Source organism: Pedobacter sp. UYEF25 (assembly GCF_054061655.1).
In genome coordinates this window covers 91187-116636 of record NZ_JBSSEL010000002.1, presented here as the reverse complement: position 1 = coordinate 116636, position 25450 = coordinate 91187, and the positions used below count along the sequence as shown (strand labels likewise).

General features: G+C 37.0%; 23 protein-coding genes. 10 read left to right on the top strand and 13 right to left on the bottom strand.

All coding sequences use genetic code 11. The annotated features are described in order from the left end of the window. Nucleotides 1–110: 110 nt before the first annotated feature. Nucleotides 111–1046: a hydroxypyruvate isomerase family protein gene (locus tag ACVWYG_RS02550; RefSeq protein ID WP_457268561.1), complete on the bottom strand. Its 936-nt coding sequence runs from the start codon at nucleotides 1044–1046 to the stop codon at nucleotides 111–113. Between the two features lie 1047 nt (nucleotides 1047–2093). Here ACVWYG_RS02550 and ACVWYG_RS02545 point away from each other — a divergent pair. After that, complete coding sequence (locus ACVWYG_RS02545) at nucleotides 2094–2816, top strand: RluA family pseudouridine synthase (RefSeq protein ID WP_457268560.1); 723 nt, start codon at nucleotides 2094–2096, stop codon at nucleotides 2814–2816. Nucleotides 2817–2894: 78 nt separating this feature from the next. Next, nucleotides 2895–4682 carry a chloride channel protein gene (locus tag ACVWYG_RS02540; protein ID WP_457268559.1) on the top strand — a complete coding sequence of 596 codons (1788 nt, stop codon included), beginning with the start codon at nucleotides 2895–2897 and terminating at the stop codon, nucleotides 4680–4682. A 26-nt stretch (nucleotides 4683–4708) separates the two neighbouring features. On the opposite strand, the gene ACVWYG_RS02535 is transcribed toward ACVWYG_RS02540, so the two are convergent. Both ACVWYG_RS02535 and ACVWYG_RS02530 read right to left on the bottom strand, forming a co-directional pair. Next, a complete protein-coding gene (locus ACVWYG_RS02535) occupies nucleotides 4709–6106 on the bottom strand; it encodes a sigma-54-dependent transcriptional regulator (RefSeq protein ID WP_457268558.1) in 1398 nt (465 codons plus the stop codon). 106 nt (nucleotides 6107–6212) lie between these two features. Beyond that, nucleotides 6213–6704 carry a YajQ family cyclic di-GMP-binding protein gene (locus ACVWYG_RS02530; protein ID WP_457268557.1) on the bottom strand — a complete coding sequence of 164 codons (492 nt, stop codon included), beginning with the start codon at nucleotides 6702–6704 and terminating at the stop codon, nucleotides 6213–6215. 71 nt (nucleotides 6705–6775) lie between these two features. Between ACVWYG_RS02530 and ACVWYG_RS02525 the strand changes: the two genes are divergently transcribed. The 3 genes from ACVWYG_RS02525 to ACVWYG_RS02515 all read left to right on the top strand — a co-directional run bounded on the left by ACVWYG_RS02525 (nucleotide 6776) and on the right by ACVWYG_RS02515 (nucleotide 10694). Next, nucleotides 6776–7633 (top strand): hypothetical protein, encoded by an 858-nt coding sequence (locus ACVWYG_RS02525; protein WP_457268556.1) that lies wholly within the window; start codon nucleotides 6776–6778, stop codon nucleotides 7631–7633. A 98-nt stretch (nucleotides 7634–7731) separates the two neighbouring features. After that, complete coding sequence (ppk1, locus tag ACVWYG_RS02520) at nucleotides 7732–9786, top strand: polyphosphate kinase 1 (protein ID WP_457268555.1); 2055 nt, start codon at nucleotides 7732–7734, stop codon at nucleotides 9784–9786. Between the two features lie 5 nt (nucleotides 9787–9791). Beyond that, nucleotides 9792–10694 carry a Ppx/GppA phosphatase family protein gene (locus ACVWYG_RS02515; protein ID WP_457268554.1) on the top strand — a complete coding sequence of 301 codons (903 nt, stop codon included), beginning with the start codon at nucleotides 9792–9794 and terminating at the stop codon, nucleotides 10692–10694. Here ACVWYG_RS02515 and pgl read toward each other — a convergent pair. The 8 genes from pgl to ACVWYG_RS02475 form a co-directional block, all read right to left on the bottom strand. Then, complete coding sequence (gene pgl / locus ACVWYG_RS02510; RefSeq protein ID WP_457268553.1) at nucleotides 10691–11410, bottom strand: 6-phosphogluconolactonase; 720 nt, start codon at nucleotides 11408–11410, stop codon at nucleotides 10691–10693. The genes ACVWYG_RS02515 and pgl overlap by 4 nt on opposite strands. 97 nt (nucleotides 11411–11507) lie before the next feature. Further along, nucleotides 11508–13022 carry a glucose-6-phosphate dehydrogenase gene (gene zwf, locus ACVWYG_RS02505; RefSeq protein WP_457268552.1) on the bottom strand — a complete coding sequence of 505 codons (1515 nt, stop codon included), beginning with the start codon at nucleotides 13020–13022 and terminating at the stop codon, nucleotides 11508–11510. Nucleotides 13023–13062: 40 nt separating this feature from the next. Further along, nucleotides 13063–14481, bottom strand: a complete 1419-nt coding sequence (gndA, locus tag ACVWYG_RS02500) for an NADP-dependent phosphogluconate dehydrogenase (RefSeq protein WP_457268551.1) — start codon at nucleotides 14479–14481, stop codon at nucleotides 13063–13065. A gap of 47 nt (nucleotides 14482–14528) precedes the next feature. Beyond that, nucleotides 14529–15287: an ROK family protein gene (locus tag ACVWYG_RS02495; protein WP_457268550.1), complete on the bottom strand. Its 759-nt coding sequence runs from the start codon at nucleotides 15285–15287 to the stop codon at nucleotides 14529–14531. 162 nt (nucleotides 15288–15449) lie between these two features. Next, nucleotides 15450–16058, bottom strand: a complete 609-nt coding sequence (gene bioD / locus ACVWYG_RS02490) for a dethiobiotin synthase (RefSeq protein ID WP_457268549.1) — start codon at nucleotides 16056–16058, stop codon at nucleotides 15450–15452. Further along, nucleotides 16051–17220: an aminotransferase class I/II-fold pyridoxal phosphate-dependent enzyme gene (locus ACVWYG_RS02485; RefSeq protein WP_457268548.1), complete on the bottom strand. Its 1170-nt coding sequence runs from the start codon at nucleotides 17218–17220 to the stop codon at nucleotides 16051–16053. The genes bioD and ACVWYG_RS02485 overlap by 8 nt, the downstream gene beginning before the upstream one ends. A gap of 76 nt (nucleotides 17221–17296) precedes the next feature. Next, a complete protein-coding gene (locus tag ACVWYG_RS02480; protein WP_457268547.1) occupies nucleotides 17297–17737 on the bottom strand; it encodes a hypothetical protein in 441 nt (146 codons plus the stop codon). A 72-nt stretch (nucleotides 17738–17809) separates the two neighbouring features. Then, nucleotides 17810–18586 carry an XRE family transcriptional regulator gene (locus ACVWYG_RS02475; RefSeq protein WP_457268546.1) on the bottom strand — a complete coding sequence of 259 codons (777 nt, stop codon included), beginning with the start codon at nucleotides 18584–18586 and terminating at the stop codon, nucleotides 17810–17812. 136 nt (nucleotides 18587–18722) lie between these two features. On the opposite strand from ACVWYG_RS02475, the gene ACVWYG_RS02470 reads away from it, so the two are divergent. Continuing rightward, entirely contained in the window at nucleotides 18723–19073 is a 351-nt protein-coding gene (locus ACVWYG_RS02470; RefSeq protein WP_457268545.1) for a GIY-YIG nuclease family protein, read from the top strand. A gap of 204 nt (nucleotides 19074–19277) precedes the next feature. Here the strand turns inward: ACVWYG_RS02470 and ACVWYG_RS02465 are convergent, their stop codons facing one another. Continuing rightward, complete coding sequence (locus ACVWYG_RS02465; RefSeq protein ID WP_457268544.1) at nucleotides 19278–20459, bottom strand: acyl-CoA dehydrogenase family protein; 1182 nt, start codon at nucleotides 20457–20459, stop codon at nucleotides 19278–19280. Nucleotides 20460–20578: 119 nt separating this feature from the next. Here ACVWYG_RS02465 and ACVWYG_RS02460 point away from each other — a divergent pair, with 119 nt between their 5' ends. Both ACVWYG_RS02460 and ACVWYG_RS02455 read left to right on the top strand, forming a co-directional pair. After that, nucleotides 20579–20968, top strand: a complete 390-nt coding sequence (locus ACVWYG_RS02460) for a dihydroneopterin aldolase (protein ID WP_457268543.1) — start codon at nucleotides 20579–20581, stop codon at nucleotides 20966–20968. After that, nucleotides 20965–22374 carry an FAD-binding oxidoreductase gene (locus ACVWYG_RS02455; protein ID WP_457268542.1) on the top strand — a complete coding sequence of 470 codons (1410 nt, stop codon included), beginning with the start codon at nucleotides 20965–20967 and terminating at the stop codon, nucleotides 22372–22374. The genes ACVWYG_RS02460 and ACVWYG_RS02455 overlap by 4 nt, the downstream gene beginning before the upstream one ends. Nucleotides 22375–22398: 24 nt before the next feature. Here ACVWYG_RS02455 and ACVWYG_RS02450 read toward each other — a convergent pair whose 3' ends face one another. After that, the gene (locus ACVWYG_RS02450) at nucleotides 22399–23175 is read right to left on the bottom strand and encodes an SAM hydrolase/SAM-dependent halogenase family protein (RefSeq protein WP_457268541.1); all 777 of its coding nucleotides are present in this window, start codon (nucleotides 23173–23175) and stop codon (nucleotides 22399–22401) included. A 103-nt stretch (nucleotides 23176–23278) separates the two neighbouring features. On the opposite strand from ACVWYG_RS02450, the gene ACVWYG_RS02445 reads away from it, so the two are divergent. Together ACVWYG_RS02445 and ACVWYG_RS02440 are read left to right on the top strand one after the other, a co-directional pair. Continuing rightward, nucleotides 23279–24235, top strand: a complete 957-nt coding sequence (locus tag ACVWYG_RS02445) for a PhoH family protein (RefSeq protein ID WP_457268540.1) — start codon at nucleotides 23279–23281, stop codon at nucleotides 24233–24235. 264 nt (nucleotides 24236–24499) lie between these two features. Continuing rightward, entirely contained in the window at nucleotides 24500–25444 is a 945-nt protein-coding gene (locus ACVWYG_RS02440; protein ID WP_457268539.1) for a phosphoribosylaminoimidazolesuccinocarboxamide synthase, read from the top strand. Nucleotides 25445–25450: the final 6 nt, after the last annotated feature.

Below are 25450 nucleotides of genomic sequence, written 5' to 3'. Positions count from 1 at the left end.
GGCAAAGTAACTCGCCTGAAATATTTGTACAAGTTTACTAAGCATCACAATCAATTGGTAAGCACGATGATTTTTACAGGTTTATCTGAAACAATAAGGTAGGTTTGTTCTTAACCAATAAAATCATCTACCTCCCGGTAAGCCTGTAAAAGACGCAGTTCACCCGGAGCGCCTGTTAAAGACTTTCCATGCTCCATGCCCATGATGCCTTTGTACCCTTTTCCATGCAAATGTTTAAATAGGTTTTTATAATTAATTTCTCCTGTAGTTGGTTCATTTCTCCCTGGGTTATCACCGATTTGAATATACGCGATTTCATCCCAGCAGCGGTCTATATTTAACATCAGGTTACCTTCCATTTTCTGCATGTGATAAATGTCATAGAGTATTTTACAAGAAGGACTGTTCACCGCCTTACAAACATTGAAAGTTTCATGGGTTTGCTGCAGGAACAATTCTGGTGTATCGCTTAAGGTTTCCAAAACCATCACAAGGCCGTGGGGTTCAAATATTTCTGCACCTGCACGCACGGCATCCACTACATTTGCCATTTGTATGCCATAGGGAAGGTTTCGTTCGTAAAATCCAGGAACTACCGTTAACCATTTGGCATTACATCTTTTAGCAGCCTCTACAGACCTGCGGCAGGTGTCAATAAAATGATTTTTGAATTCTTTTTTACCTGTCGTTAATGAAGTCTTCCAGTTATCGCCACCGTCTACCACAAACACGCCCATCCTCATGCCCAACTTTGTCATCAAATTGCCTATTTTTGTCTGTTCCTCGATAGATCTACCTAAAAAACCATTGTCTTCCAGAGACCTGAAACCCTGATCATACATGTATTGAATTTGATCCAGAAAACTCTTTCCACCCTGATTTACGAACATGCCCTGATGAGGTGCATAATCCAGATTAAATGTTTTTCCTGCAACGGTAGCAGATAAAGCCGCATCAATTGGCGCAGCAACTGAGTTTAAGGAAGAGGCGGTAAGCAGAGCGCCTGTAGCAATTAAGCCATTTCTTAAAAAGTCTATTCTATTCATGGGACATAATTTTAAATAAAGGAGATATTAATTTACAATTATTTTTTGAAACCCTTGGTCAGAGTGTCGGTTATACTGCCGTCTTTACGGTGATAAATTTGGTAAGCCTGCATCTATTTTCTAGCCTCAACAAAGATTAGCGCTTACTTTACTGTTATGACCAAAACTGCATTGTCATAACCATCAGACGTAGTCGCATCTCTAGCAAAGATCGTTTCCCTAATCAACTTCTTGTTTCAAATTACACCGCGTTTCTGCATTTATGAGATGGGTAATTTCTTTAGTCTGGCGTGGGTTAATAGTTATTCTTGAGTTAAGGTGTTCAAACAAAGTTCGATCTGAATGTCTTCTATCGAGATCAATTTATATTTTTTACTTTTAAAAGTATTATTTAAAGAAAGATTGCGTGCAATTACAAAAGCATAAACCTTCATATTCTCTACTTGATGCAATTTTTATCGATTTCTCTAAAGCGAAATCATTAAATCACTAGCTACTTCCTTCGCCAATTCCCTTGAATTTAACACACATAAACTAAATTTAAATAAAGTGGGGAATAACAATTTGAAAAGCTGCATATAAGCATTTTGGTTATTATATAGTGCCATTTGGCTTCCCAACTGGTTTAAGTAGGTTAATGGATTTGGCATGACGCTTATCTTGATTGATTCGAATTTAGGCATTTAATATGACAAAGCAATTTTATAAACGGTGACATTACTATGATAGAACCTTATTTCTACTGAGCGATAAAAGCCTTTAAGTTTCGAAGCAGTAAAGGCCTGTATGCTATTTTTCTTAAAACGCTAAATTAACCATCGATTTTTTAGCATCGCAACCCAAAGAAAGGGTGAATTTCTCGACGGCGAGTTAAGAAATTTTAATTCTGCCTAGCTAGTTTAAATATTGTTGCATCTATTACTAAATCTAAGCTTGTTTTGATGATCATCTTTAAAAAAGCTTTTAATTTTTAAAATAAACAGGTTAGACCTAGCCTATTAGATTGGAAATTATTAGTACTTTTGCGCAAAATAAACAGTTTTTCTATTGAAGTTTCCGAAATTCGAATCCTTTATCCTTTTTGAAAATAACGATATTATTGTCGTAAATAAACCCCCATTTCTTGCATCTTTAGATGAGCGTGGCGCTGTTGGAGAAATAAACCTTTTAAGGCTTGCCAAAAACTATTGGGGTGACGCACAAATCTGTCACCGTTTGGATAAAGAAACTTCCGGAGCGTTAATTATCGCTAAAACTCCAGACGCTTACCGCACAGTTTCCATGCAGTTTGAGCGGAGAAAAGTGGATAAAACCTATCACGCAGTGGTAGAAGGACATGTTGTTTTTGATCAACTGAGTGTTGATTTGCCAATTTTAAATGATGGAAATAACAAGGTTAGAATTGACAGAGAAGAAGGGAAAAAGGCGGAGACAATTTTTAATTCGTTAAAATATTTTAAGCATTTTACCTTGGTTTCTTGCAAGCCAATTAGCGGGCGAATGCATCAAATTAGGATTCATTTGGCAACTCAACGTGCCGTAATTGTTGGTGACGACCTATATAAAGGAAAGCCTCTGTTTTTATCTGAAATAAAACGCGGTTATAGGTTGAGCAAAAACGAAGAAGAACAGCCCATTATTAAACGGTTCGCCTTACATGCAAGAAATATTGTTTTTAAAGGTGTTGCAGGAGAAGTTATAGAGATAACAGCGCCTTACCCAAAAGATATGGAAACGCTTATTAAATTGTTAGATAAGTTTGATTCTTAGCGCATGTTCGTAGTGAAGTTGCTGTTGGTTTTACTTAAGTTTACAACAATTGCCCGTAAGTTTTAAATAAGTAAAAGAATGTATATCCGATTTGTAAATTATCTTGATACCTTAAATCATTTTAGAAAGGAAAAAATTTCAAATCGTAATTTTTTGATTATTCTTGCCATTTTGGTTGGTATTCTCGCAGGGCTCGCAGCAGCGTTATTAAAGAGTTTAACCCATAATATAGAAGAGTTTTTACAGTCTGACTGGCATTGGAAATATAAATATTTTCTTTACCTATTCTTTCCGCTCATAGGTTTGTTTTTATCTGTGGCTTATGTGAAGCGTTTTATAAAAAAGAGTAAGTTTGAAACAGGTTTAACTCCATTATTGTATTCCATTTCTAAAAAATCTAGTCGGGTAGACTCGCACAACATCTATTCGCAAATCATTACCTCTGCCATTACTGTTGCATTCGGTGGTTCCGTCGGCCTAGAATCGCCCATCGTAACAAGCGGATCAGCGATTGGATCTTCTTTAGGTAGATATTTGGGCTTGTCTTACAAGGAAATTACAATGCTTTTAGCTTGCGGCGCAGCAGCAGGTATTGCCGGAGCTTTTAACAGTCCTATTGCCGGAATAATTTTCGCAATCGAGGTGCTTTTGCCTGAAATTAGCATCCCCGCTTTTATTCCTTTATTGCTTTCAGCAGCAACAGCATCAGTAGTTGCAAGACTATTCTACTCTCAACAACTTTTCTATCTCGTTACAGAAGGATGGGAAATAAATGCATTGTTCTATTACGTCCTGCTTGCCATTTTAATTGGACTGTTTTCGATCTATTTTACAAAGGCAAACTATGCGGTAAAGGAGTTTTTTTACAAAATAAACCATCCATACAAAAAAGTTATTATTGGGGGTTTGTTGCTCGGTGCAATGGTTTTTCTGTTTCCAACCTTGTACGGAGAAGGGTATATTACCATTAAAAGCTTATTGAGAGGGAATTTTTTAGCTGTTATAGATAATAGTATTTTTTCGTCATACAATGCTATTCCCTGGGTAATAATTTTGTTTACTGTTGTTACCATTTTTGCAAAATCAGTGGCCGCATTGGTTACGCTCGGGGCTGGTGGAAATGGGGGTATCTTTGCGCCAAGTTTGGTAATGGGCGGATTAATAGGTTTCATTTTTGCTTTTACTGTTAATCTTACGGGTTTAGCCCACCTAAATGTGCCAAACTTTATTGTTGCTGGTATGGCTGCCGCGTTAAGCGCAATTATGCACGCACCTTTAACAGGCATATTTCTTATCGCAGAAATTACCGGTGGTTACGTGCTTATGGTTCCTTTAATGATTACATCCGCAATTTCTTATATGATTAACAAAGGTACGCAGCAAAATTCTATCTACACAAAGGCTTTGGCAGATAAGGGGGAACTTTCTTCGCCTGAAGATAAAGACACTACTGTGCTAAACCAGATGAGGTTGAGGTATTTAATTGAGAAAACTTACATTCAGTTACAAGTTAATGATTTGTTGATGAGTAAGATGAATGAGGTTGTGCAATCTCATAAAAATATTTGCGCAGTTACCGATCAAAGGGGAGATTTTAAGGGCATTATTTATGTCGAGGAATTATTTAATGAGATGATGAGCAATCCGGAAAAGAACACCTTAACAGCTAATTACTTGGTGCATCCTGCAACGTCTGTTATTCATGAGGAGGATGACGTGAAACTAGTTTTAAAGAAAATGGAACAAGACAACGTTTGGATACTACCTGTGGTAACCAAAGAGAATATTTATGTTGGGTTTGTTTCCAAAACATCTATTTTTAGTAAATACAGAGCATTTTTGATGCGTAGTGCAGATTATGTATAGAATTTGAGTGCACTTTATTAAAAAGATTAATCGTTTCTTTTTAGACTAAATTTCTCGATCTTACTGTACAAATGGCTTCGTTGAATTTCTATCTCATCGGCCGTTTTAGACACATTCCAATTGTTCTTTTCGAGCTTAAATTTTATAAAGTCGCGCTCTGCCGTATCCTTATATTCTTGGAAATTACTAAAATTGTCTAAGTTGATTGTGTTGACCGCGCCAGAAGTTATGGCGCTGCTAAAAGTAGTACCCACATTTGTACCTCCGTTTGGATTTGCAAATGCACGAACCTCTTGTTCTGTAATTACCTTGTCACTTAATATAATTAAGCGTTCAATCATGTTGTGTAACTCTCTAACATTGCCTGTCCAAGGCAATTGCTTAAGCGCATTCATCCCTGACTCGTTTATTTTTTTTAACGGCATGCCATAATCACTACAAATAGATGCTGCGAAGTTTTGTGCGATAATAGGGATGTCTTCGGTTCGTTCGGTTAAATGCGGCACGTGAATGTTAATTACATTTAATCTGTGGTAAAGATCCATACGGAAGTTGCCATTTTCGATTTCCTGCATTAAATCTTTGTTTGTTGCAGCTATGATTCGAACATTTACTTCAATTTCCTTTTCACCGCCTACCCTCGTTATTTTTTGTTCTTGCAGTGCTCTAAGTACTTTTGCCTGTGCAGACAGACTCATGTCCCCAATCTCATCCAAAAATAAAGTTCCACCATTAGCCAACTCAAATTTTCCGATTCGTTGCTTTACAGCTGAGGTGAAAGATCCCTTTTCGTGGCCAAAAAGCTCGCTCTCTATCAATTCCGAAGGAATGGCAGCGCAATTGACCTCGATTAAGGTATTTTCCGCACGATTGGATTTTTCGTGCAACCACCTAGCTACAAGTTCTTTTCCACTACCATTTGCTCCTGTTATTAAAACTCGAGCTTCGGTAGGGGCAACTCTATCTATGGTTTCTTTTATTTTATTTATGGCGTCAGATTCGCCCAAAATTTCGCGTGTTTTACTTGCCTTACGCTTTAATACTTTAGTTTCGGTAACTAGAGTGCCGCGGTCTAGTGCATTGCGAACGGTAATAAGCAATCGATTTAAATCTGGCGGTTTAGATATAAAGTCAAACGCTCCTTTTTTACTGGCATCAATAGCGGTTTCAACCGTTCCGTGGCCAGAAATCATGATGAAAGGTAAGTCTGGTTTAATTGCTAACGCTTGCTCCAGCACTTCCAATCCATCCATCTTGTTCATCTTAATGTCGCATAGAACAAGATCAAAATTTTCTTTTTTTATCAGTTCTAATCCGTCGATTCCATTATCGATGTCCTCTACTTCGTAGCTTTCATATTCTAATATCTCTCTTAAAGTACTTCGAATTGCGCGCTCATCATCAATAATCAACAGTTTAGCCATATCTCTAAAAATTCTTTTTTACTAAACGCTAATATATTTTCTTTTTCGAGATTAACTACGATAAACTCCAAAAAGTTGCAACCAGCATTTTTCACAAAACTAAGAATTAATTTCGCATGTTTATAAATTGAAGTGGTTGCTCGAAATTTTCCGCCTTGCATAAGCTAATCACCGCCTGCAGATCGTCTATTTTTTTCGCATCAACCCGCACTTGGTCATCCATTATTGAAGCTTGTACTTTCAGTCCGCTGGATTTTATTTTCGCCACTAACTTTTTTGCGGCTTCCTTATCCAAACCTTGCTTAACAGTTATTTCTTTCCTGATCATATTGCCCGAAGACTGATAATCTTCATCAAAATCTAAACTTTTTGGGTCTATGCCTTGTTTCATCATTCTAGAGATTATGGCATCTTGAATGGCTTTAAGTCGCATATCGTCTTCCGTGACGATTGTGATCGCATTGTTTTTTTTGTCTAGCTCAATACTGCTTTTAGACCCATTGAAATCATATCTGTTTAAGATTTCTTTCTTTGCGTTGTTGATTGCATTGTCTAGCGTTTGGGTATCAACTTTACTTACGATATCAAATGAAGGCATGGTTTGTGAAGATTGATTAAAAAATAGTAGATTTAGTGATTAAATAAAAGTACAAACAAACGAAAAATAAGATGAAAAACGATAAACGAAAAAATCAAACTAAAGGTTCTCCGAAAAAGATGGCTGCGCATTTGGAAGAATCGCTACGTGAAAAGCTTTTTGAACTTGTGAGAGGCCTTGGACACGACGTAGTTGATGTAAGCGAAGAAATTATAAAGATGAGCAAACGGTTGACTCGGAAGCTCTCTAAAACTATGAAAAATGTGTTGACCCCTGGCGGTGAAGATTCGACAACTGATTCCACCGAAGTTAAGGCTACCAAATCTTCTAATTCAAATAAGAAGAAGAAAAAAGGTAATAAATCTGAAGCAGCTCAAAAAGAAAAAGGCAAAAAGGACAAACAAATCAGTTCTGGAAATTTTGTCGCACAGAAAGACGTTGCCATCAAATCAAATGTAGCAAAAAGCCAAGGGATCCCTTCTGCAAAAAATGCGACAGTAGGTTCTACAAAATCGTCGAGTAACAAACTAAAAACATCGCCTCAAGGCAATCAAAAACCATCTGGTCCAAAATTAAATGTTGCGCAAAAAATTGAAACTCCCATTAAAACTGCAAAAAAGTTGGGTTCGATGATTAAAAACACTTCTGATACTGTTAAAAAAACATTAGATAAGAAGGTGTTAGCGCCTGTAGCTAAAAAAGTTTCTCGAAGAAATTCTACGATCGGGGCAAACGCAAAGAAAGCAATTATAGAATTAAAAAAGTCTGACGTGGCTGGTTCTGAACCGCCGAAAAGAAAACCGGGAAGGCCTGCATCAACAGTTAAAGTTGAAAAAAATGAAGATGCATCTAAAGTTGAAAAAAAAATAGCTACAAATAAGTCAACTGTGGTGCGTAAACCTAAAGCCGCACCAACATCAAAAAAGTAGCTTACATAGTTCGATTTTTGATGATTCTGTAGTTGGTATTAATTTGCTTTTTTGTAGGTAGTTTAAGCCTCAAAGAAGTTTGTACTTGTGTGTGGTAAATGAGCAAAAAACATATCCCGTTTGTAAATAGAGAAATCAGCTGGTTATACTTTAATGAGCGCGTATTGCAAGAGGCCGCAGATGAAACTGTTCCGTTAATTGAGCGGATTAAGTTTTTATCTATATACTCTTCGAACCTGGAAGAGTTTTATCGAGTTCGGGTTGCTACCCTTGGGAGGCTAACCAACTTAAATGTCAAGGCTAAGGCGCTTTTAGGTTTTAATCCTAAAAAAACGTTAAACGAAATTAAAAATATCGTTGTAAGACAAGAAAAAAAGTTTGATCAGCTTTTTCAGGCAACATTGATAAATGGTTTGGCTCAAAACAAGATTTTTATTTTAAACGATACGCAGTTAAATGTAAGTCGAGGGGAATTTGTCGTAAATCACTTCAGAGATAAAATTCTCTCCAATTTAGTGCCTATTATGATTGATATGGATAAGCCTTTCCCGGAGCTTAAAGATAGAAATTTATATTTTTTCGTAAAATTATCTCGTACAGAGCTAAAGCTTAAAGAGCGATTTGCGCTGATAGAAATTCCAAAAAATTTATCTCGGTTTTTGGTGCTGCCCGAAACCAATGAACTTAAATTCATCATTTTATTAGAAGACATTATTAAGTATTGTTTAGACGATATTTTTTATGTTTTTACTTATGACACCGTCGAGGCTTATACAATTCAATTGACTAGAGATGCGGAATTAGATTTAGACAAGACCGTTAGCGATAAATTTATAGACGAATTAAAAAGTAGCTTGGAAAAGCGTAAAAAGGGGAAACCAATGCGGTTACTTTATGATTCTGCAATGCCTTTAGATATGCTTAACGTATTAATAGCGAAACTGAAAATCGAAGCGGAATACTTGCTGCCAGGAAACAGATATCATAAATTTGGCGATTTTATTGCATTTCCAAATCCTGGCTCAAGAGATTTAGAATATTCGGCAAATGTGCCACTAAAGGTGGAAGGACTTCACCGAACTCAAAGTGTTTTTACCAAAATTGCAGTTAAAGATTATCTTGTAAATTTGCCATATCAGAGTTATGACTATATTATCTTATTTCTGAGGGAAGCGGCGATAGATCCCAAGGTTGTGGAAATTCAAATTACACTTTATCGTTTGGCCGAAAATTCAAAAGTTATTAACGCCCTTATTAATGCTGCAAAAAATGGAAAAGCTGTATCAGTATTATTAGAATTGAAAGCTCGATTTGATGAGCAAGCCAACATTTTCTGGACCAGTAGACTGATGGAAGGAGGCGTAAAGGTGAATTATGGCTTGACGGATTACAAAGTGCACTCTAAAATTTGTTTGGTTAAGCGCATAGAAAAAGAAAAACCTGTTTATTATGCTAATTTGGCAACAGGAAATTTTAATGAAAAAACTGCTGGGATATATTGCGATCACAGTTTGTTTACTGCAAAAAAACAAATTACCAAAGATTTAGTGAAGCTTTTTGATACGCTAAATAGAAAAACAGTTTCAAAGGGCTTTAAGCATTTGATTATTTCGCCTTTGGAGATGCGATCCAAGTTGACCAATTTTATAAATAGAGAAATAAGAGTTGCGAAAACCGGTAAAGCGGCTTATATTTTTTTAAAAGTTAACAGTTTAGCAGATGAAGATATTATTGATAAGCTTTATAAAGCGAGCAATGCTGGAGTTAAAATAGATTTAATTGTAAGAGGTATTTGTTGTCTGGTGCCTGGCGTTAAAGGCTTTAGTGAGAATATCACAGCAATAAGTATTATAGATAGATTTTTAGAACATGCCCGAGTGTATATTTTTGGAGTCGGGGATAAACGAGATATGTTTTTGTCTTCTGCCGATTTAATGACCAGGAATATTGACCACAGGGTAGAAGTTGGATTTCCAATTTTGGATAACGATGTAAAAAAGGAGATACAGGATATTTTGGACATTCAACTTGCCGATAACGTAAAAGCGCGCATAATAAATGGCCCAAATACTAATAAATATAGAAGAAATAGACTTGCTAAGAAAACAAGAGCACAAGTGGATATTTACAGTTATTTAAAGAATAAGTTATAACAACAATGACTAGATATGGGGCGATAGACGTGGGATCTAATGCAGTGCGATTACTTATTGCTGATATAACGATTGACGGAAAGGAATTGAAATACAAAAAAAATACTTTTATCCGTGTGCCTGTTCGGCTTGGTGAAGACTCATTTTTGTATAAAAAAATAGGTGTTGACAAAACCAAAGCGTTGGTGAAAACCATGGCGGCCTTTAAAAATTTAATGGATGTTTATCAAGTTTCTGACTATTTAGCTTGTGGAACATCTGCCATGAGAGAAGCAGAAAATGGACAAGATTTAGTTCGTTTAATACATGAAGAAAGTGGCATAAAGCTAGAAATAATTGGCGGCGAAAGAGAAGCAGATATTATATATGCGAATCATATCGAGAGAGAAATAGACCAAAATAAACAATATCTATACATTGATGTAGGCGGCGGGAGCACAGAACTTTCCGTCTTTGTTAAGGGCAGTTTTGGAGCCTCACAATCTTTTGATATCGGGACTATAAGATTGCTAGACGGTCAGGGCAAAAAGGAAGCTTGGTCGCAGATGAAAAGTTGGGTTACTAAGCATTGTAAAGATGTTAAACAGTTAAATGCAATTGGCACAGGTGGCAACATCAATAAACTTTTTAAAATAAGTAACGAGAAGGCCGGTAGTCCGCTCTCATTAAAAAAGCTTACGGCTGTTTACGATCAACTCCGTATTTTGTCTTTTGAACAAAGAATTTTAGAATTTGGGTTAAACTTAGATAGGGCAGATGTGATTATTCCGGCAGCGGAAATCTATCTCGCCTTAATGAACGTGGCGAATATCCAAAAAATTTACGTACCAAATGTGGGATTGGCCGATGGAATAATAAAACTGCTCATGGAACAGAATGTGAACGGCAATCCGAGTTATTTTTCTTAAAGAAGTGATGCTGCCTCTTCATCAACAAACCAAGTTAAGTTGCCTATGGTTGGATCGATTAATTGTGAGGGATACATATTCACATCCCTTTCCTTATCTGTGGTTACGTGTTTAAGCGCCGAAGCTTTGCCTTCACCGAACACTAAGAAAGCAACGTTTTCTGCTTCATTAATCAATGGCGCGGTAAAACTAATTCTATAAGCATCTAATTTTTCTACAAATACAGAGGTTACATTGATTGTCTTATCTTTTACAAGTGAGGTGTGAGGAAAAATAGATGCGGTGTGACCATCATCTCCCATGCCCAATAAAATGAGATCGAAAATAATGTTATTTCCACCAAAATAAGTATCGATTGACGCCTTATAAGCCGAGGCGGCCTCTTTTGGACTTAATGTGGTATCGACATAGAATATATGATTTGATGCGGTATTTAAATTATTGAATAGGTTCTTTTTAGCCATACCTCCGTTATAATCCCTGCTATCCGCAGAGACGTTTCGCTCGTCCCCAAAGAAAAAATATACCTTAGTCCAATCTATTTTATCCTTGTATTCAACCGATAGAATCCTATATAGTTCTTTGGGAGAATTGCCTCCAGTAAGCACAAAGTTAAAGGATCCTTTCTCCTCAATCGCTTGATTTGCTATTTTTATAATGTGATCCGCAAGTGCCCTGTTAAGCACATCAACAGATTTATAAATGAGTAAATTCATTTTATTTTTTTTTAACGATGAATGCTTTTCACCGTATTAAGATTAAAACAAACTCGGTGGTTTAAAACCGAATTCGTTTAATTAAGGCATTGAAAGTTTATTTCTGTTCTTTTAAAGGTAAGTTATACCAATGGAAACCATCTCTAGCAATTAATGCTTCAGCTTCTTCTGGGCCCCAACTGTCAGCAGGGTAATTTGGAAAATTGATAGATTGTTTGCTTTCCCAAGCATTCAAAATCGGCATAACCAGTTCCCAGGCTGCCTCAACCTGATCTCCACGCATAAACAAAGTCTGATCGCCCATCATTACGTCTAACAAAAGCGTTTCATATGCTTCCGGTGTATCAGTTTCATACGTTCCTTTGTAATCAAAAACCATGTCCACCGGGTTTAAAACCATGTCGACGCCAGGTCTTTTTGCTTGCATTTGCATTCGAATACTCATTTCTGGCTGGATGCTAATAATTAAACGGTTTTGCTGCCAATTTTCAGCCACATCCGGTGCAAAAATTTGATGCGGAACATCCCTAAATTGAATAGTAATTAAAGATGATGTCTGATTTAATCTCTTCCCTGTCCTTAAATAGAAAGGTACGCCTTGCCATCTCCAATTGTCGATATAGAATTTTATAGCTGCGAAAGTCTCTGTATTAGAATGTTCATCCACACTGCTTTCGTGTCTGTAACTTGGCACCTCTTTTCCCTCTACCCAACCTTTCCCGTATTGCCCTCTTACTGCGTTAAATCTGACGTTCTCAGTAGAAAACGGCCTAATAGCTTTCAGAACTTCCACTTTTCTATCCCTAAGCTCGTCCGCATCAAATTTAATCGGCGCCTCCATACCTACTAAACAAAGCAATTGCAGCAAGTGGTTTTGAATCATATCTCTAAGAGCGCCTGCCCCTTCATAATAGCCTCCTCTATCTTCTACCCCCAATTGTTCGGTGACCGAAATTTGAACATGATCGATGTAAGATCGGTTCCAAAGGGGTTCGAACAACGCATTGGCAAATCTAAAGGCCATCATGTTTTGAACCGTCTCTTTCCCAAGGTAATGATCTATGCGATATATCTGCTTTTCGGTAAAAATGCAACCTAATAACTTGTTTAATTCCTTCGCAGATTCTAAATCATGACCAAACGGTTTTTCAACAACTATTCTGCTATTGTCCTCATCTTCGGTAAGCTTATATTTATGTAAGAACTCTGCCGTCATGGAAAAGAATTTTGGGGCAACGGCTAAATAATAAATTACTTGCGTTGCCTTACCAAACTCTTTTTGATACTTTTCTACAGCTAATTTTAAGGTTTCAAAGGTTTTTGGTTTTGTGAAATCGGTAGGGGTGTAGTGAATGGTTTTTGCAAAATCGTCCCATTTTTCCTTATCTACCTTACCAGTTCTAGAAAATTCATTTACTGCGTTTTTTAATTCCTCTTTAAACGTTTGATCTATGAACTCTGTTCTGCCAGTCCCAATTACCGCAAATTTTTTCGGCATATAACCTTCTGTAAAAAGGTTATATAAAGCGGGTGCTAGTTTCCTCTTATTTAAATCACCTGTACCACCAAAAATCACAAATATGGTGGGGTTTAATACGGTACTTGATTTCATTTTCTATTTTTTTTTGCAATAATACAAAAACTCGTTTATTCTACTCGCTTACCTTGTTCCAATCTGCATGGAAAACGCCCTTTTCATCATTTCTTTCGAAAGTATGCGCGCCAAAGAAATCTCTCTGTGCTTGAATTAGATTTGATGGCATCTCTCCTGTAGTCAGTGTGTCAAAATAGGTAAGCGTGCTTGCAAATGCGGCCATTCCAAGACCAGCTTTTAGGCTTGTTATGGTTGTTTTCCGAGCAGCATCAAGTTCCTTTTTAATAATCTTTTGTATCGGTTCATCTAAAAACAAATGCTCCAATTCATGGTCTGTTTCAAATGCTTTGTAAATATCTTCTAAGAATGCTGCACGTATAATACAGCCACCTCGCCAAATCTTCGCGATATCTTGCATTTTTAAGTCGTACTCATATTCTCTCGACGCCTGTACCAGCAAATGCATTCCTTGCGCATAGGCACTAATCATTGCGAAATACAATGCGCTTTCAAGTTCTTCTAAACTCAGATCAAATTTGTCATGTGACTTGGGAAAGGTTTTACTTAACTGCATTCTCAAATCCTTAAATTTTGATAAATCCCTATTAGATACCGCTTCATTGATAGTTGGGATAGGTAATTGAATATCCATTGAAACTTGGGAAGTCCATTTTCCTGTTCCTTTCGCCTTTGCCTCATCTTTAATGTGGTCTAATAGGTCAACTCCGGTATTCTTATCCTTAAAAAGAAAAATTTCACTTGTAATCTCTATTAAAAAAGACTGAAGTTTGCCTTCATTCCAGACTTTAAAAATTTCGCTTATTTCAGCATTTGATTTTCTCAAACCATTTTTCAGGATGTCATAAGTTTCGGCTATTAGTTCCATAATGGCATATTCTATTCCGTTATGAACCATTTTTACAAAATGTCCAGAAGCACCCGGGCCCAAATAAGTTACGCAGGGTTCGCCTTTTACTTTGGCAGCGGTAGCTTCCAATATCTCTGCTACATCATTATATGCATTTCGATCGCCTCCTGGCATCATACTTGGCCCAAACCTTGCGCCTTCCTCGCCACCTGATATACCCATTCCAAAAAAATGAAGTCCGTCTTTGCTCAATTCTGTCACCCTTCTATTGGTATCGGTAAAGTGAGAGTTCCCGCTGTCGATAATTAAATCATCTTTGCTTAAAAGAGGTTTAAGCTCTGCTATCACGCTATCCACAATGGGTCCTGCGGGGACCAATAAAACCAAAATTCGTGGGCTACTAAGGCTATTTACAAACTCTTTTATATCCATAAACCCTGTAAGATGATGCGCTTTGCCTTCCTCTTCCAGTTTGTCGATCATCTTTTTATCCTTATCATACCCGGTTACGGAAAAGCCCTTATCGGCCATATTTAACAATAAGTTTCTACCCATTGTACCCAAGCCAATCATCCCTAGCTTATATTTTTTTAAATTACTTTCTGACATTTTATTTGTTTTATCATAAGGTTGCTAGCAGCAAAACCTATCGTTTACTAATGTTCTGGGTTTAAGGTTTTAATTTGAAATTTATCGCTCTGTTGCCAAAGTTTTGCTCCACCTTTTATGCCGTCTCTATTAGATACTAATCTGATATTATCTTCCAACTCGAAAGTTATCTCTTTAGAATTACCGCCGCCAATGTATAAAGCATCATAATTGAAAACTGTTTTATAAATTTCAATTATTTTTTTCAACCGCCTATTCCATCTTTCTTTGCCTTTTTTGTTAAAGGCACCGTCGCCGATGTAGTCGTCGTAATCTTTTCTTTTATTTTTAGGAAAATGGGCAAGCTCTAAATGGGGAAGCAGGTCGCCATCGAATAATAATGCTGTGCCGAAACCTGTTCCTACTGTAAACACAATTTCGAACCCTTTTCCATCTACAACACCGAGTCCTTGCTGATCAGCATCGTTTACTAATCTAACCGATTTTTGTAATTTATTAGCAACCATTTGTCCAAAAGGCACGTCTTCCCACTTTTTACTCGCCAAATTAGGCGCAGTTTTTACTACGCCATACTTCACGTAGCCGGGAAAACCGATCGAAACCCGATCGTAAGTATTTTCGATGGTTTTTATAAGTTCAAGAATTACTTCCAAAACATTTTCCGGTTCGGCCTCAGTCGGCGTCTTACTCTTTATGTATTCAGATAACATTTTTCCAGACTCACTCAATAAGACTGCTTTTATGCTGCTTCCGCCGATATCAATAGATAGGATATTGTTTTTTTCTGACTGCTTTTTATCGTCCATAATTTCAGTATTTGCCCCGCAAATTAGGTAATAGAAACGTGTTTAATTAATAATGCTATGTAATTTTTTGCCCATTTAGTTAGTTATTAACATAACCTAATGTGCCCTAAAAAGCTTTTAGCAAAAATTCTTGATGTTTCATTAAAGACATCACATAACTTATTAAAATTTAATAAATGCTGCACTATCTATCACGGTTTGCTTATTTATATTATTTATTTTTGGTATTAAACCTAACAGATTTACTCCTGTATAGTTTAAAATATATTTTTGTGTATCGCGGTTTTCTGTGCCGTTAAAGATGATTCCTTTAACCGGAATATTATAAAGTTTTAACATCGCGAGCGACAAAAGTGTATGGTTTATGCTGCCGAGGTAATTTTCTGAAATCAATATGGTCTCCAACTTTAATTTTTTAATGAGGTCGATAATTAACTCATTATTATTTAAGGGAACCATTAGACCACCTGCGCCTTCTACTATCAAATCGTTGGTCGTTGCAGGGATTAAGATTTTTCCCAATTCGATACGGATTCCATCTTTTTCAGCGGATAGATGTGGGGAGAAAGGCTGAGTAAGTAGATACGTTTCTGGGTGTATCACGGTCGTTTTGTTTGAAATAAGCGATCGTATTGTTTTACTGTCGCTGTTTTCCAAATCGCCAGATTGAATAGGTTTCCAGTAATCAGCGTTTAGTTTTTCGGTTAAAATTGCGCTAACTAAAGTTTTGCCAATGCCTGTGCTGATGCCTGAAACAAAATATCTATTCATGTAAAATTATTTTTAAGTGTGCTATAATTGCAATTATTTCTTCCTCTGTATTGAAATCATGTATGCAAATCCTAATTCTTTCTTTTCCTAAAGGAACGGTTGGACTTAAAATAGCCCGAGCATCAAAACCGTTGTGTTGTAAAATTTCTGCCGCTGATTTAGCCGTGTTATTTGCAGAAAAAAGAACGCCGTGTATAGCACTGCTGCTTTTTAATACAGGTAGATTAAATTTTATGGCCAGCTGTTGAAATAAGGAAATATTATGATGAAGTTTCTGTGCGGAAGTTTTTGATAACAGCAAATAGGCTGCTTTTATAGCTACGGTATGATTAATTGGTGGAGCGGTTGTGTAAATAAATGATCGCGCAAAATTTACCAAATATTCCCTAAGATTGTGGCTCCCCAAAACGATAGCCCCATGTGTTCCCAAGGCTTTCCCAAACGTTACGATTCTGGCGAACACATTTTTTTCTAAGTTTAAATGCGCAACTAAACCTTCTCCATTACTGCCGAAAACTCCCGTGGCGTGCGCCTCATCTACTATTAAATTTGCATTGTATTTTTCACAAAGAGAAGATATTTCCAATAGAGGAGCTAAATCTCCATCCATAGAATAAACACTTTCCACTACCACAAATATATTTCCACAAGATAATTGCAGCTTCTCCTCTAAATTCTCTAGACTATTATGTTTAAATTTAAACCTTCGAGCCAAGCTTAAGCGGCATCCATCTATCAAACTTGCGTGATTCAATTCGTCGCTAATGATAGTGTCACCTCGTTGTGGTACGCTAGAGAGTAACCCTATATTTGCATCGTAGCCTGAGTTAAAAAGTAGTCCAGAAGGAGCAGCGTGGTAATCTGCGACAAACTGTTCAACTTCTTCCGTGTAACTGGTATTGCCAGTGAGCAGCCGAGAGCCCCCAGAGCCGTTTGGGCAATTTGGAAATCTATTTAACTCAATTAATATGAGTTTTTTTAGCTCCGCTGATTTTGCAAAGCCGAGGTAATCATTAGAACAAAAATCTATCATGCTGCTCCTTGCTGACCCATTATTAATGGACAGGGTTTCATAACTCTTTAAGCTTCTCAATGAGCCGTCCTTCCGTCTTTTTTCTAAGCGTCCGTTCAGTACAAGATCGATTTCGGTTGATAAAATCATCGATCAAAAATAGAAAAAGCATTCCTACTATTGGAATGCTTTTTCTATTTTTAATATAAAATGACGTTACAGTTTATTAATTCTGTGCAGACGGATTTGATACTAAAGGGGTTGATTTATTTTTGATGCCTCTTTTGTGTTTTCCCGCCATTTTTTCTTTTCTTTCGCTCTTTATTTCTTTAAGCTTTTTTTGTTGATCGCTCGTTAAAACACCGTACATCGCCTTTTTTGATGCTTTATTCATTTCCTTTAATTGGGATTTTTTGACTTCTTTATCAAGATTTTGAGTCATTAAATCTTTCGATTTGTTGAGCTTGCTCAACTCAACTTGGTAAATCTTTGCTTTCTGATCTGGTGTTAACATTAATTTTTTATCCAACTCATCCGTTGCTTTTTGAGCGCGTTGCTCAATAGTATATTTAGCGCTTTTTGGCGACTTATTATCAATTGAAGTTTGTGCAAAAGCCCCACCAAATCCAACCATTGCAAGTACCGCTGTTAACATTATATTTTTCATATTTTATCTATTTAATTTACCTAATAGATGGAAAAACTGCCCCACGGTTTAATCTACGACTGTTAAAAGTTGTTAAATTCTATTTAATTGTGAGATAGATTTTTGCATTTGAGCCATCATCTGCGTTAGGGTCTCCATCGTTGGGTCTGGCGCCGGTTCTGGTAGGGACGTAGAAATGTACGCTTTAGCTTTCCAGATTTCTAGGATATCTTCTGCAGCAATTGCATACGGGTCATATATCTTATTGTCGGAGATTAATTTTAACTCTTTTGTGTCCTTAAACTTATTCCCAGCTCTCTTATATACAACACCTTCACTTTTACTTACTACTATATAGGTATCTCCAGTCTTTACGTCAGACCAATTGTCCAGGTATTCGCCAATAATGACGCTGCCCGGTTGTACGGGTAACATACTATCTCCCATAATTTCAAATGCGCGGTAAGTACCTTGTCTCAACGCCGCAATGGGGAGCTGGAATTTTGGCAAATCGCTAATGTATTCTGGATCTGCATAACCGTTAAGGTAGCCCGCGCTGGCTTTTACCGGCACAAGTTCTATGTTTTCTTTATCATTACTATCTACAGAAACACTTAACACCCTTAAATTGGATCCATTACTCTTGGTTTTCGCTTTCCAAGAATCGCTTATCTTTTCATTAATAAATTCATCTATAGACAGCTCAAAATAGTCTGCTATTTTTTTTAGTAATTCATATTTTGGTTCTGCTCGGTCTTCCTCGTATGCGCCAATCAGCGATCGCTTAATTTCCATCTCATCTGCGAAATTCTGCTGTGTAAGGCCCTTTTTTTTCCTTAAATACTTAAGGTTGTTGGCTATGTTCGACATAAAAATAAAAGTTAAAATAAATTTGTTAATACTAAAATAATTAGTAATTTTATGCCAATAAAGTTAGCAATATTATTTTAATTAGCAAGGTTGCTTACTAAATAGTTTAGTTAAAAATTTTAGTCTTTATTTTTTTATGAAAAAATTTGTTTATATCGTTACCGACAGAAACCGTACAAGCATGCATGTAGGCATGAGTTCTGATTTGACAAAAACATTGGATTTTTACAAACAGATGCCTAATTTATTTTTTGATAACGGCCAGCAACTGACCCGTTTGGTATATTTCGAGGAATTTAAAACAGAGGCGCAGGCGCTTGCTAGATTTAAAATAGTAAGTCACTTTACAAGAGTCCAAAAAGAACGCTTGGTAAGAAGCTGTAATCCAGATTGGATAGATTTAACTGTAGGCTTAAAATTTGAAGACAATCTAGTTGGCAAACAACAAACCACGCAGGTGAAGTTTTCTTTTAGCGGCTTGTATTAGGTACGACTTGAGCAAACTCAATTAAAGCCATCTATTTATTTGAAAATTTATATCTAAGGTAATTTTCAAGTTCTAATGATAAATATTTAGAAGCTAATGTTAGCCTTCTAAATTTCTCGAGACAGGTGATTTAAGTTGACCCGGATTAGTCTAAATTTTTGTTTGTGATAGTTTTGCAGAAATTTTAATGTTAAAAATCAGTATCTATTCAAAAGCATTTAATCCTGTTATATCCATCCCGGTGATAAGTAGATGTACGTCATGCGTTCCTTCATAGGTGACCACAGATTCTAAGTTCATCATATGTCGCATAATTGGGTATTCCCCCGTGATGCCCATTCCGCCCAACATTTGTCTAGCCTCTCTTGAAATGTTCAGTGCTGTTTCTACACTGTTTCTTTTCGCCATGCTAATCTGCTCCGGCGTCGCTCGGTTTTCATTTTTTAACACACCCAAACGCCACGCAAGCAATTGGCCTTTGGTGATTTCTGTAATCATTTCTGCTAATTTTTTCTGTTGCAACTGAAAGCCACCAATCGGTTTTCCAAATTGTATTCTCTCTTTTGAATATCTTAAGGCAGTATCATAACAGTCCATTGCAGCACCCAGTGCACCCCAAGCTATCCCATATCTGGCTTGATTCAAACAACTTAAAGGCCCTTTTAATCCTCTAACATCGGGAAATATATTTTCTTTCGGGATTTTTACATTATCGAACACCAATTCTCCTGTTGCTGAAGCGCGCAAACTCCATTTATTGTGGGTTTCTGGTGTACTAAAACCTTCCATACCTCTTTCTACGATCAACCCACGTATTTTGCCTTGTTCATCTTTTGCCCATACCACGGCAATGTCTGCAAACGGAGAATTACTGATCCACATTTTTGCGCCATTCAACACATAATGGCTTCCCGCGTCTTTAATATTGGTGGTCATCCCACCGGGATTAGAGCCATGATCAGGTTCTGTAAGGCCAAAACAGCCCATCATTTCACCACTCGCTAATTTTGGTAAAAATTTCTTTCTTTGTTCTTCCGTTCCATAAGTAAAAATAGGATACATTACCAAAGAACCTTGAACCGATGCCGCAGAACGTATGCCTGAATCTCCGCGTTCAATCTCTTGCATAATAATGCCGTAAGCAATATAATCTAAACCTGCGCCGCCGTACTCTACAGGGATAGTTGGTCCAAAAGCGCCAATTTCTGCTAGGCCCTTTATCAACTGTTTTGGAAATACTGCTTTTTGGGCATAATCTTCAATAATTGGGCTCACTTCCTTTTTTACCCAGCTTCTAGCACTTTCTCTAATGAGCTTGTATTCGTCTGTTAACAGTTCATCCAAAAGGTAATAATCAGGGGCTTCGTACAGGTCTTTTCTACTCATATCGGATTTAGTTTCGATTGAAATCAAAGTTAGCAAATTAACTTAATTAGCTTAAAAGTTTTAATTTTGTGACTTAAAGCTATTGAAATTTATCCTAAAAAAGACTTATATTATGGTATATGAATCATAAGTTAATGCGCGATTGTATGCAAACAGTGGCACTTAAAGATGTAAAAGTATTTGCTTTCCACGGGTTTTATCCAGAAGAACAGATTCTTGGAAGCCATTTTATCGTAGATTTAGAAGTCAACTTTATCCCGCTAGCTTTCGAAGATGAACTTTCAACCACCGTCAATTATGAGGAACTCAATGATATTATTCTGTTGGAGATGGAGCAAACGAAGAAATTACTTGAGACTGTTTTAAAATGTATAATGGCAAGAATTGTTGCGAAATACGCGTTTATTAATGCAGCTTCTGTGAGCATTAAGAAATTAAATCCTTTAATGCGTGGACAGGTAGGATGTTCTTTTGTCAGATTAAACTACTCCGCAAAAAGCCAATTATGAATTTTACGAAAATAGATGCTATAATTCTAGAAAAAATTAAACAAGCTGTCGGTAAAGACTCCGTTTTTACCGACTCTGAAGACTTGGAAATTTACAGCCATGACGAAACTGAAGATTTACATTTTAAACCTGAAATTGTGGTTAAGCCAAATACCACTGAACAGGTTTCCGCTTTGCTAAAAATTTGTAACTCATATAATATACCCGTTACCCCACGGGGAGCTGGAACAGGCTTAAGCGGAGGGGCATTGCCTATTTTCGGTGGTGTTTCGTTATCAATGGAGAAATTTAAAAAAATTATTGAGGTAGATATAAACAACTTACAGGCAACTGTAGAACCTGGGGTGATTACAGAAGAATTCATCAATGCAGTCGCTAGCTATGGGTTACTATATCCTGTCGATCCTAGTAGTAAAGGGTCTTGTTTTATAGGCGGTAACGTAGCCCACGGATCTGGCGGGCCAAGAGTTGTTAAATATGGAACGATTAGAGAGTATATTTTGAACTTAGAGGTGGTATTGGCGAACGGAGATATTTTATGGACAGGAGCCAACACCCTGAAATATGCTTCGGGATACAATTTAACGCAATTAATGATTGGGTCTGAAGGAACATTGGCTGTGATAACCAAAATAGTTACAAAGTTGTTGCCAAAGCCAAAGAATTCAGTGCTTATGATGGGGTCGTTTAATACAAATGAGGACGCCTGTGAAGCAGTTTCTGCAATTTTTAAGGCGGGGTTAAATCCATCTGCAATGGAGTTTATGGAAAGGAAAGGTGTGGAATGGGTAATTAAATTCGATGACATTAAATTTGATTTGAAAGTAGGTGTTGAAGCATTGCTTATGATAGAATTTGATGGAAATGACTTAGAGGAAATTTTTAGAGACTGTGAAAAAGCAAACGAGGTTTTAGAAGAACTAAAGTGCACAGAAGTACTGTTTGCAGATACAACTCAGCAAAAGGATGAACTTTGGCGCATGCGCAGAATCATGGCTGAATCTGTGAAGGCAAATTCGATTTACAAGGAAGAAGATACGGTAGTGCCCCGTGCCGCACTGCCAAAATTGATTAAAGGAATAAAGGAAATTGGTGCCAAATATGGTTTCGAAAGCGTTTGTTACGGACATGCCGGTGATGGAAATTTACACGTAAATATTATCAAAGCAGGAATGAGTGACGAGGGGTGGAAAAACGACTTAAAACATGGAATAGGCGAAATATTTGAATTGACCACCGACCTTGGCGGCACCATTTCTGGTGAGCATGGCATCGGATTGGTGCAGAAAGAATTTATGTCAATTAAATATTCATTAGTGCATTTGGATTTAATGCGCAGAATAAAAGCAGTTTTTGATCCTAATGGTATACTAAATCCCGGTAAAATGATTCCAGATTTGAAGTAGCTTAGGTTATATTAGATTTCCTGATTAATGAAATTCAATTCGTAAAATATCACCTAAATGTAGGCCTAACAAACCACTCGCTTTTCCTTTATTTATCGCAATTTCTAAATGATTACTAATGCCGAAAAGACAAAGTTTTTCGCCTTCAGGCACTTCATTATAATGCCAGCTTAACTGTGTAATTGTTTCACTTTTCTTAAAATAGAGCGTAAAATCCCTATTTTTCTGTAACCTAGTAAATAAATCTTTCGTAATGTTGCTAATTACGTTGCAAAACGTATCTATGTACACAACGCTACCTCTAATCATATCTTTTTCTATAACAGGTTGTAACAGAGTTTTCTCCTCCATATCGGAGATCGGCACTCCGATTTCAATCAATTTGCCGCCTTTAGCCAAATGCGTAGCTGCTTTAACAAATATGTCTACTAACGGAAAATGTAAGTATTTTAAATCTTGTAGAATATTTAATTCGACAATAATTTCAGGATCCCCATCAAAAAGTAAAGAAAAAATACCATTATCGGCCCCAACGAAATAGTGGTCATGGTACTTTAGTGCAATGTATTTTGTATGCTGACTGTATACGGAGTCGATTCCGATAAGATGTACAGTGTTTTTTGGAAAATAAACGTATGCATTTTTTAAAACAAAAGCCGCATAAGAGATATTAAATGACGGCACATCGTGCGTAATGTCTATAATGTTAGCAGTAGGCATATTTTTTAATAAACTTCCCTTCAGCGCACTCTGATAAAAATCTCTCGAGCCTAAATCTGTAGTTAAAGTAATTATACCCATTAAAAATTCATTAATTATCCTTATTCTTGTCTTGGTGCTTGAGCGGTTGCAAATATCCAAATTTTAATTAATATAAGCCCCTAAACTTAGAAAATACTCCAACTTGACAGAAAAAAATCTCTCTCTAGACAGTGTAAATGCAGCCCATTTTTGGGGCGTGAACAATGAACATTATGAAATGCTAAAAAATGCGTTTCCAAAAGTTAAGATCGTTGCACGGGGAACCGATGTAAAGATTCTGGGCGATGATGCAGAACTTAAGCAGTTTGAAGATAAGTTCAATCAGCTTTTGGCGCAACTTGATCGATACAGTTCTCTAACCTTAAATGAGGTAGAGGCTATTTTGAAGATTGGTAGCACGCAAACAAAAGTAGCGCAACTAGAGACGGCAAACGGTGGCGGTGAAGTGATAGTGTTCGGTACCCACGGACTGTTAATTAAAGCACGCACGCCTAATCAGCGAAAAATGGTGGGCAGCATTTTAAAGAACGATATTCTGTTTGCAGTTGGACCAGCGGGCACAGGGAAAACATATACTGCTGTAGCACTTGCCGTTAGAGCGTTAAAAAATAAGGAGATAAAGCGCATTATCTTAACCCGACCGGCGGTAGAAGCTGGAGAAAATCTTGGTTTTTTGCCTGGCGATCTTAAAGAGAAGATAGACCCGTACCTACGACCCCTTTATGACGCTTTGGATGATATGATCCCTGCGGAGAAACTTAAAATTTACATAGAAAACAGAACTATAGAAATAGCTCCGCTTGCTTTTATGCGCGGTAGAACTTTAGATAACTGTTTCGTTATACTTGATGAGGCACAAAATGCAACTGATCTGCAGCTAAAAATGTTTTTAACACGTATGGGACCGACCGCTAAATTTATCGTTACCGGTGACATCACTCAGATAGATTTGCCAAAAAAACAAATGTCAGGGCTTTTCAATGCCCTTCGTATATTAGAAGAGATAAAAGGAATAGACATTATCTACCTTACTGGCGAAGATGTAGTTAGGCATAAGTTGGTTAAAGACATTCTAAAAGCATATGGCGATATTCAATAATTTTTTTTTTGACAACCGTATGATAAGCAATCTTATATGCAAGAACACTGCTAATTATTAGCCTAAAAGGTAGATCGAAAAGCAGTTTTTATTTGCATTTTGGCCATCTGATCATGTTTCTTGGGTTATAGCACTGCGGTTCTAATCCGCAATGTTGGCTTTAGCCGTTCAGGTCGATGCAGTCCTGTTAATTGGAGCACGTCTGACAAAATGTTGAATAAATCTAGCGTCTATTTTCACTTTTTTTCCTAATTTTATAGGCTTATGAAGGCTTTAAAAGAAACCCATTTTAGTTTACCAAATCAAAGTAATTTTTATAAAGGTAAGGTTAGAGACGTTTATACCATCAGCGATCAAATAATGGTTATGGTGGTTTCTGACCGAATATCAGCTTTCGATGTGGTGTTGCCGGAAGCCATTCCTTTTAAGGGTCAGGTACTCAATCAAATTGCTGCTAAGTTTCTTAAAGCAACCGAAGACATCGTGCCAAACTGGGTATTAAATGTATGCCACCCTATGGTGACAATTGGCCGCATTTGCGAACCATTTAAAGTGGAAATGGTGATTAGGGGTTATTTGGCAGGGCATGCTTGGCGAGAATATCAGACAGGCAAACGGAGTATTTGTGGCATATCAATGCCCGATGGCTTAAAAGAGAATGATAAATTGCCGAAACCCATTATCACCCCAACCACAAAAGCGTCTGTTGGACACGATGAAGACATTAGTAAGGCAGACCTACTTTCTAAAGGGATTGTGAGTATAAACGATTATAATAAATTGGAGGAATACACACATGCACTCTACCGGCGGGGTACAGAAATTGCCGCAAAAAGCGGATTAATTTTGGTGGATACCAAATACGAATTTGGAAAAGCTGACGGAAAAATTTACTTAATTGATGAGATACACACTCCAGATTCTTCTAGATATTTTTATACGGCTGGGTATGAGGAAAGACAAGATAATGACCTTCCTCAAAAACAACTTTCTAAGGAGTTTGTTAGAAAATGGTTGATTGAAAATAATTTTCAAGGAAAGGATGGGCAAATCATTCCGACGATGACAGCAGAGGTTGTGAATTCAATTTCTGATAGATATATAGAACTTTATGAACAGATTGTTGGGGAGGCGTTCGTAAAAGTAAATACTGAATCAATCAGCGAGAGAATAGAAAGAAATATTTTGGATGCCTTGCAGAAGTACTAATTCAAT

What these genes read in the sequence shown, in the direction of transcription:
- ACVWYG_RS02550 (WP_457268561.1), bottom strand. Translation starts at nt 1,046, where the DNA reads ATGAATAGAATAGACTTTTTAAGAAATGGCTTAATTGCTACAGGCGCT.
- ACVWYG_RS02495 (WP_457268550.1), bottom strand. Translation starts at nt 15,287, where the DNA reads ATGGACGATAAAAAGCAGTCAGAAAAAAACAATATCCTATCTATTGAT.
- ACVWYG_RS02440 (WP_457268539.1), top strand. Translation starts at nt 24,500, where the DNA reads ATGAAGGCTTTAAAAGAAACCCATTTTAGTTTACCAAATCAAAGTAAT.
- ACVWYG_RS02460 (WP_457268543.1), top strand. Translation starts at nt 20,579, where the DNA reads ATGAATCATAAGTTAATGCGCGATTGTATGCAAACAGTGGCACTTAAA.
- ACVWYG_RS02465 (WP_457268544.1), bottom strand. Translation starts at nt 20,459, where the DNA reads ATGAGTAGAAAAGACCTGTACGAAGCCCCTGATTATTACCTTTTGGAT.
- pgl (WP_457268553.1), bottom strand. Translation starts at nt 11,410, where the DNA reads ATGAATTTACTCATTTATAAATCTGTTGATGTGCTTAACAGGGCACTT.
- bioD (WP_457268549.1), bottom strand. Translation starts at nt 16,058, where the DNA reads ATGAATAGATATTTTGTTTCAGGCATCAGCACAGGCATTGGCAAAACT.
- zwf (WP_457268552.1), bottom strand. Translation starts at nt 13,022, where the DNA reads ATGAAATCAAGTACCGTATTAAACCCCACCATATTTGTGATTTTTGGT.
- ppk1 (WP_457268555.1), top strand. Translation starts at nt 7,732, where the DNA reads ATGAGCAAAAAACATATCCCGTTTGTAAATAGAGAAATCAGCTGGTTA.
- ACVWYG_RS02535 (WP_457268558.1), bottom strand. Translation starts at nt 6,106, where the DNA reads ATGGCTAAACTGTTGATTATTGATGATGAGCGCGCAATTCGAAGTACT.
- ACVWYG_RS02540 (WP_457268559.1), top strand. Translation starts at nt 2,895, where the DNA reads ATGTATATCCGATTTGTAAATTATCTTGATACCTTAAATCATTTTAGA.
- ACVWYG_RS02470 (WP_457268545.1), top strand. Translation starts at nt 18,723, where the DNA reads ATGAAAAAATTTGTTTATATCGTTACCGACAGAAACCGTACAAGCATG.
- gndA (WP_457268551.1), bottom strand. Translation starts at nt 14,481, where the DNA reads ATGTCAGAAAGTAATTTAAAAAAATATAAGCTAGGGATGATTGGCTTG.
- ACVWYG_RS02525 (WP_457268556.1), top strand. Translation starts at nt 6,776, where the DNA reads ATGAAAAACGATAAACGAAAAAATCAAACTAAAGGTTCTCCGAAAAAG.
- ACVWYG_RS02475 (WP_457268546.1), bottom strand. Translation starts at nt 18,586, where the DNA reads ATGTCGAACATAGCCAACAACCTTAAGTATTTAAGGAAAAAAAAGGGC.
- ACVWYG_RS02515 (WP_457268554.1), top strand. Translation starts at nt 9,792, where the DNA reads ATGACTAGATATGGGGCGATAGACGTGGGATCTAATGCAGTGCGATTA.
- ACVWYG_RS02455 (WP_457268542.1), top strand. Translation starts at nt 20,965, where the DNA reads ATGAATTTTACGAAAATAGATGCTATAATTCTAGAAAAAATTAAACAA.
- ACVWYG_RS02485 (WP_457268548.1), bottom strand. Translation starts at nt 17,220, where the DNA reads ATGATTTTATCAACCGAAATCGATCTTGTACTGAACGGACGCTTAGAA.
- ACVWYG_RS02450 (WP_457268541.1), bottom strand. Translation starts at nt 23,175, where the DNA reads ATGGGTATAATTACTTTAACTACAGATTTAGGCTCGAGAGATTTTTAT.
- ACVWYG_RS02480 (WP_457268547.1), bottom strand. Translation starts at nt 17,737, where the DNA reads ATGAAAAATATAATGTTAACAGCGGTACTTGCAATGGTTGGATTTGGT.
- ACVWYG_RS02530 (WP_457268557.1), bottom strand. Translation starts at nt 6,704, where the DNA reads ATGCCTTCATTTGATATCGTAAGTAAAGTTGATACCCAAACGCTAGAC.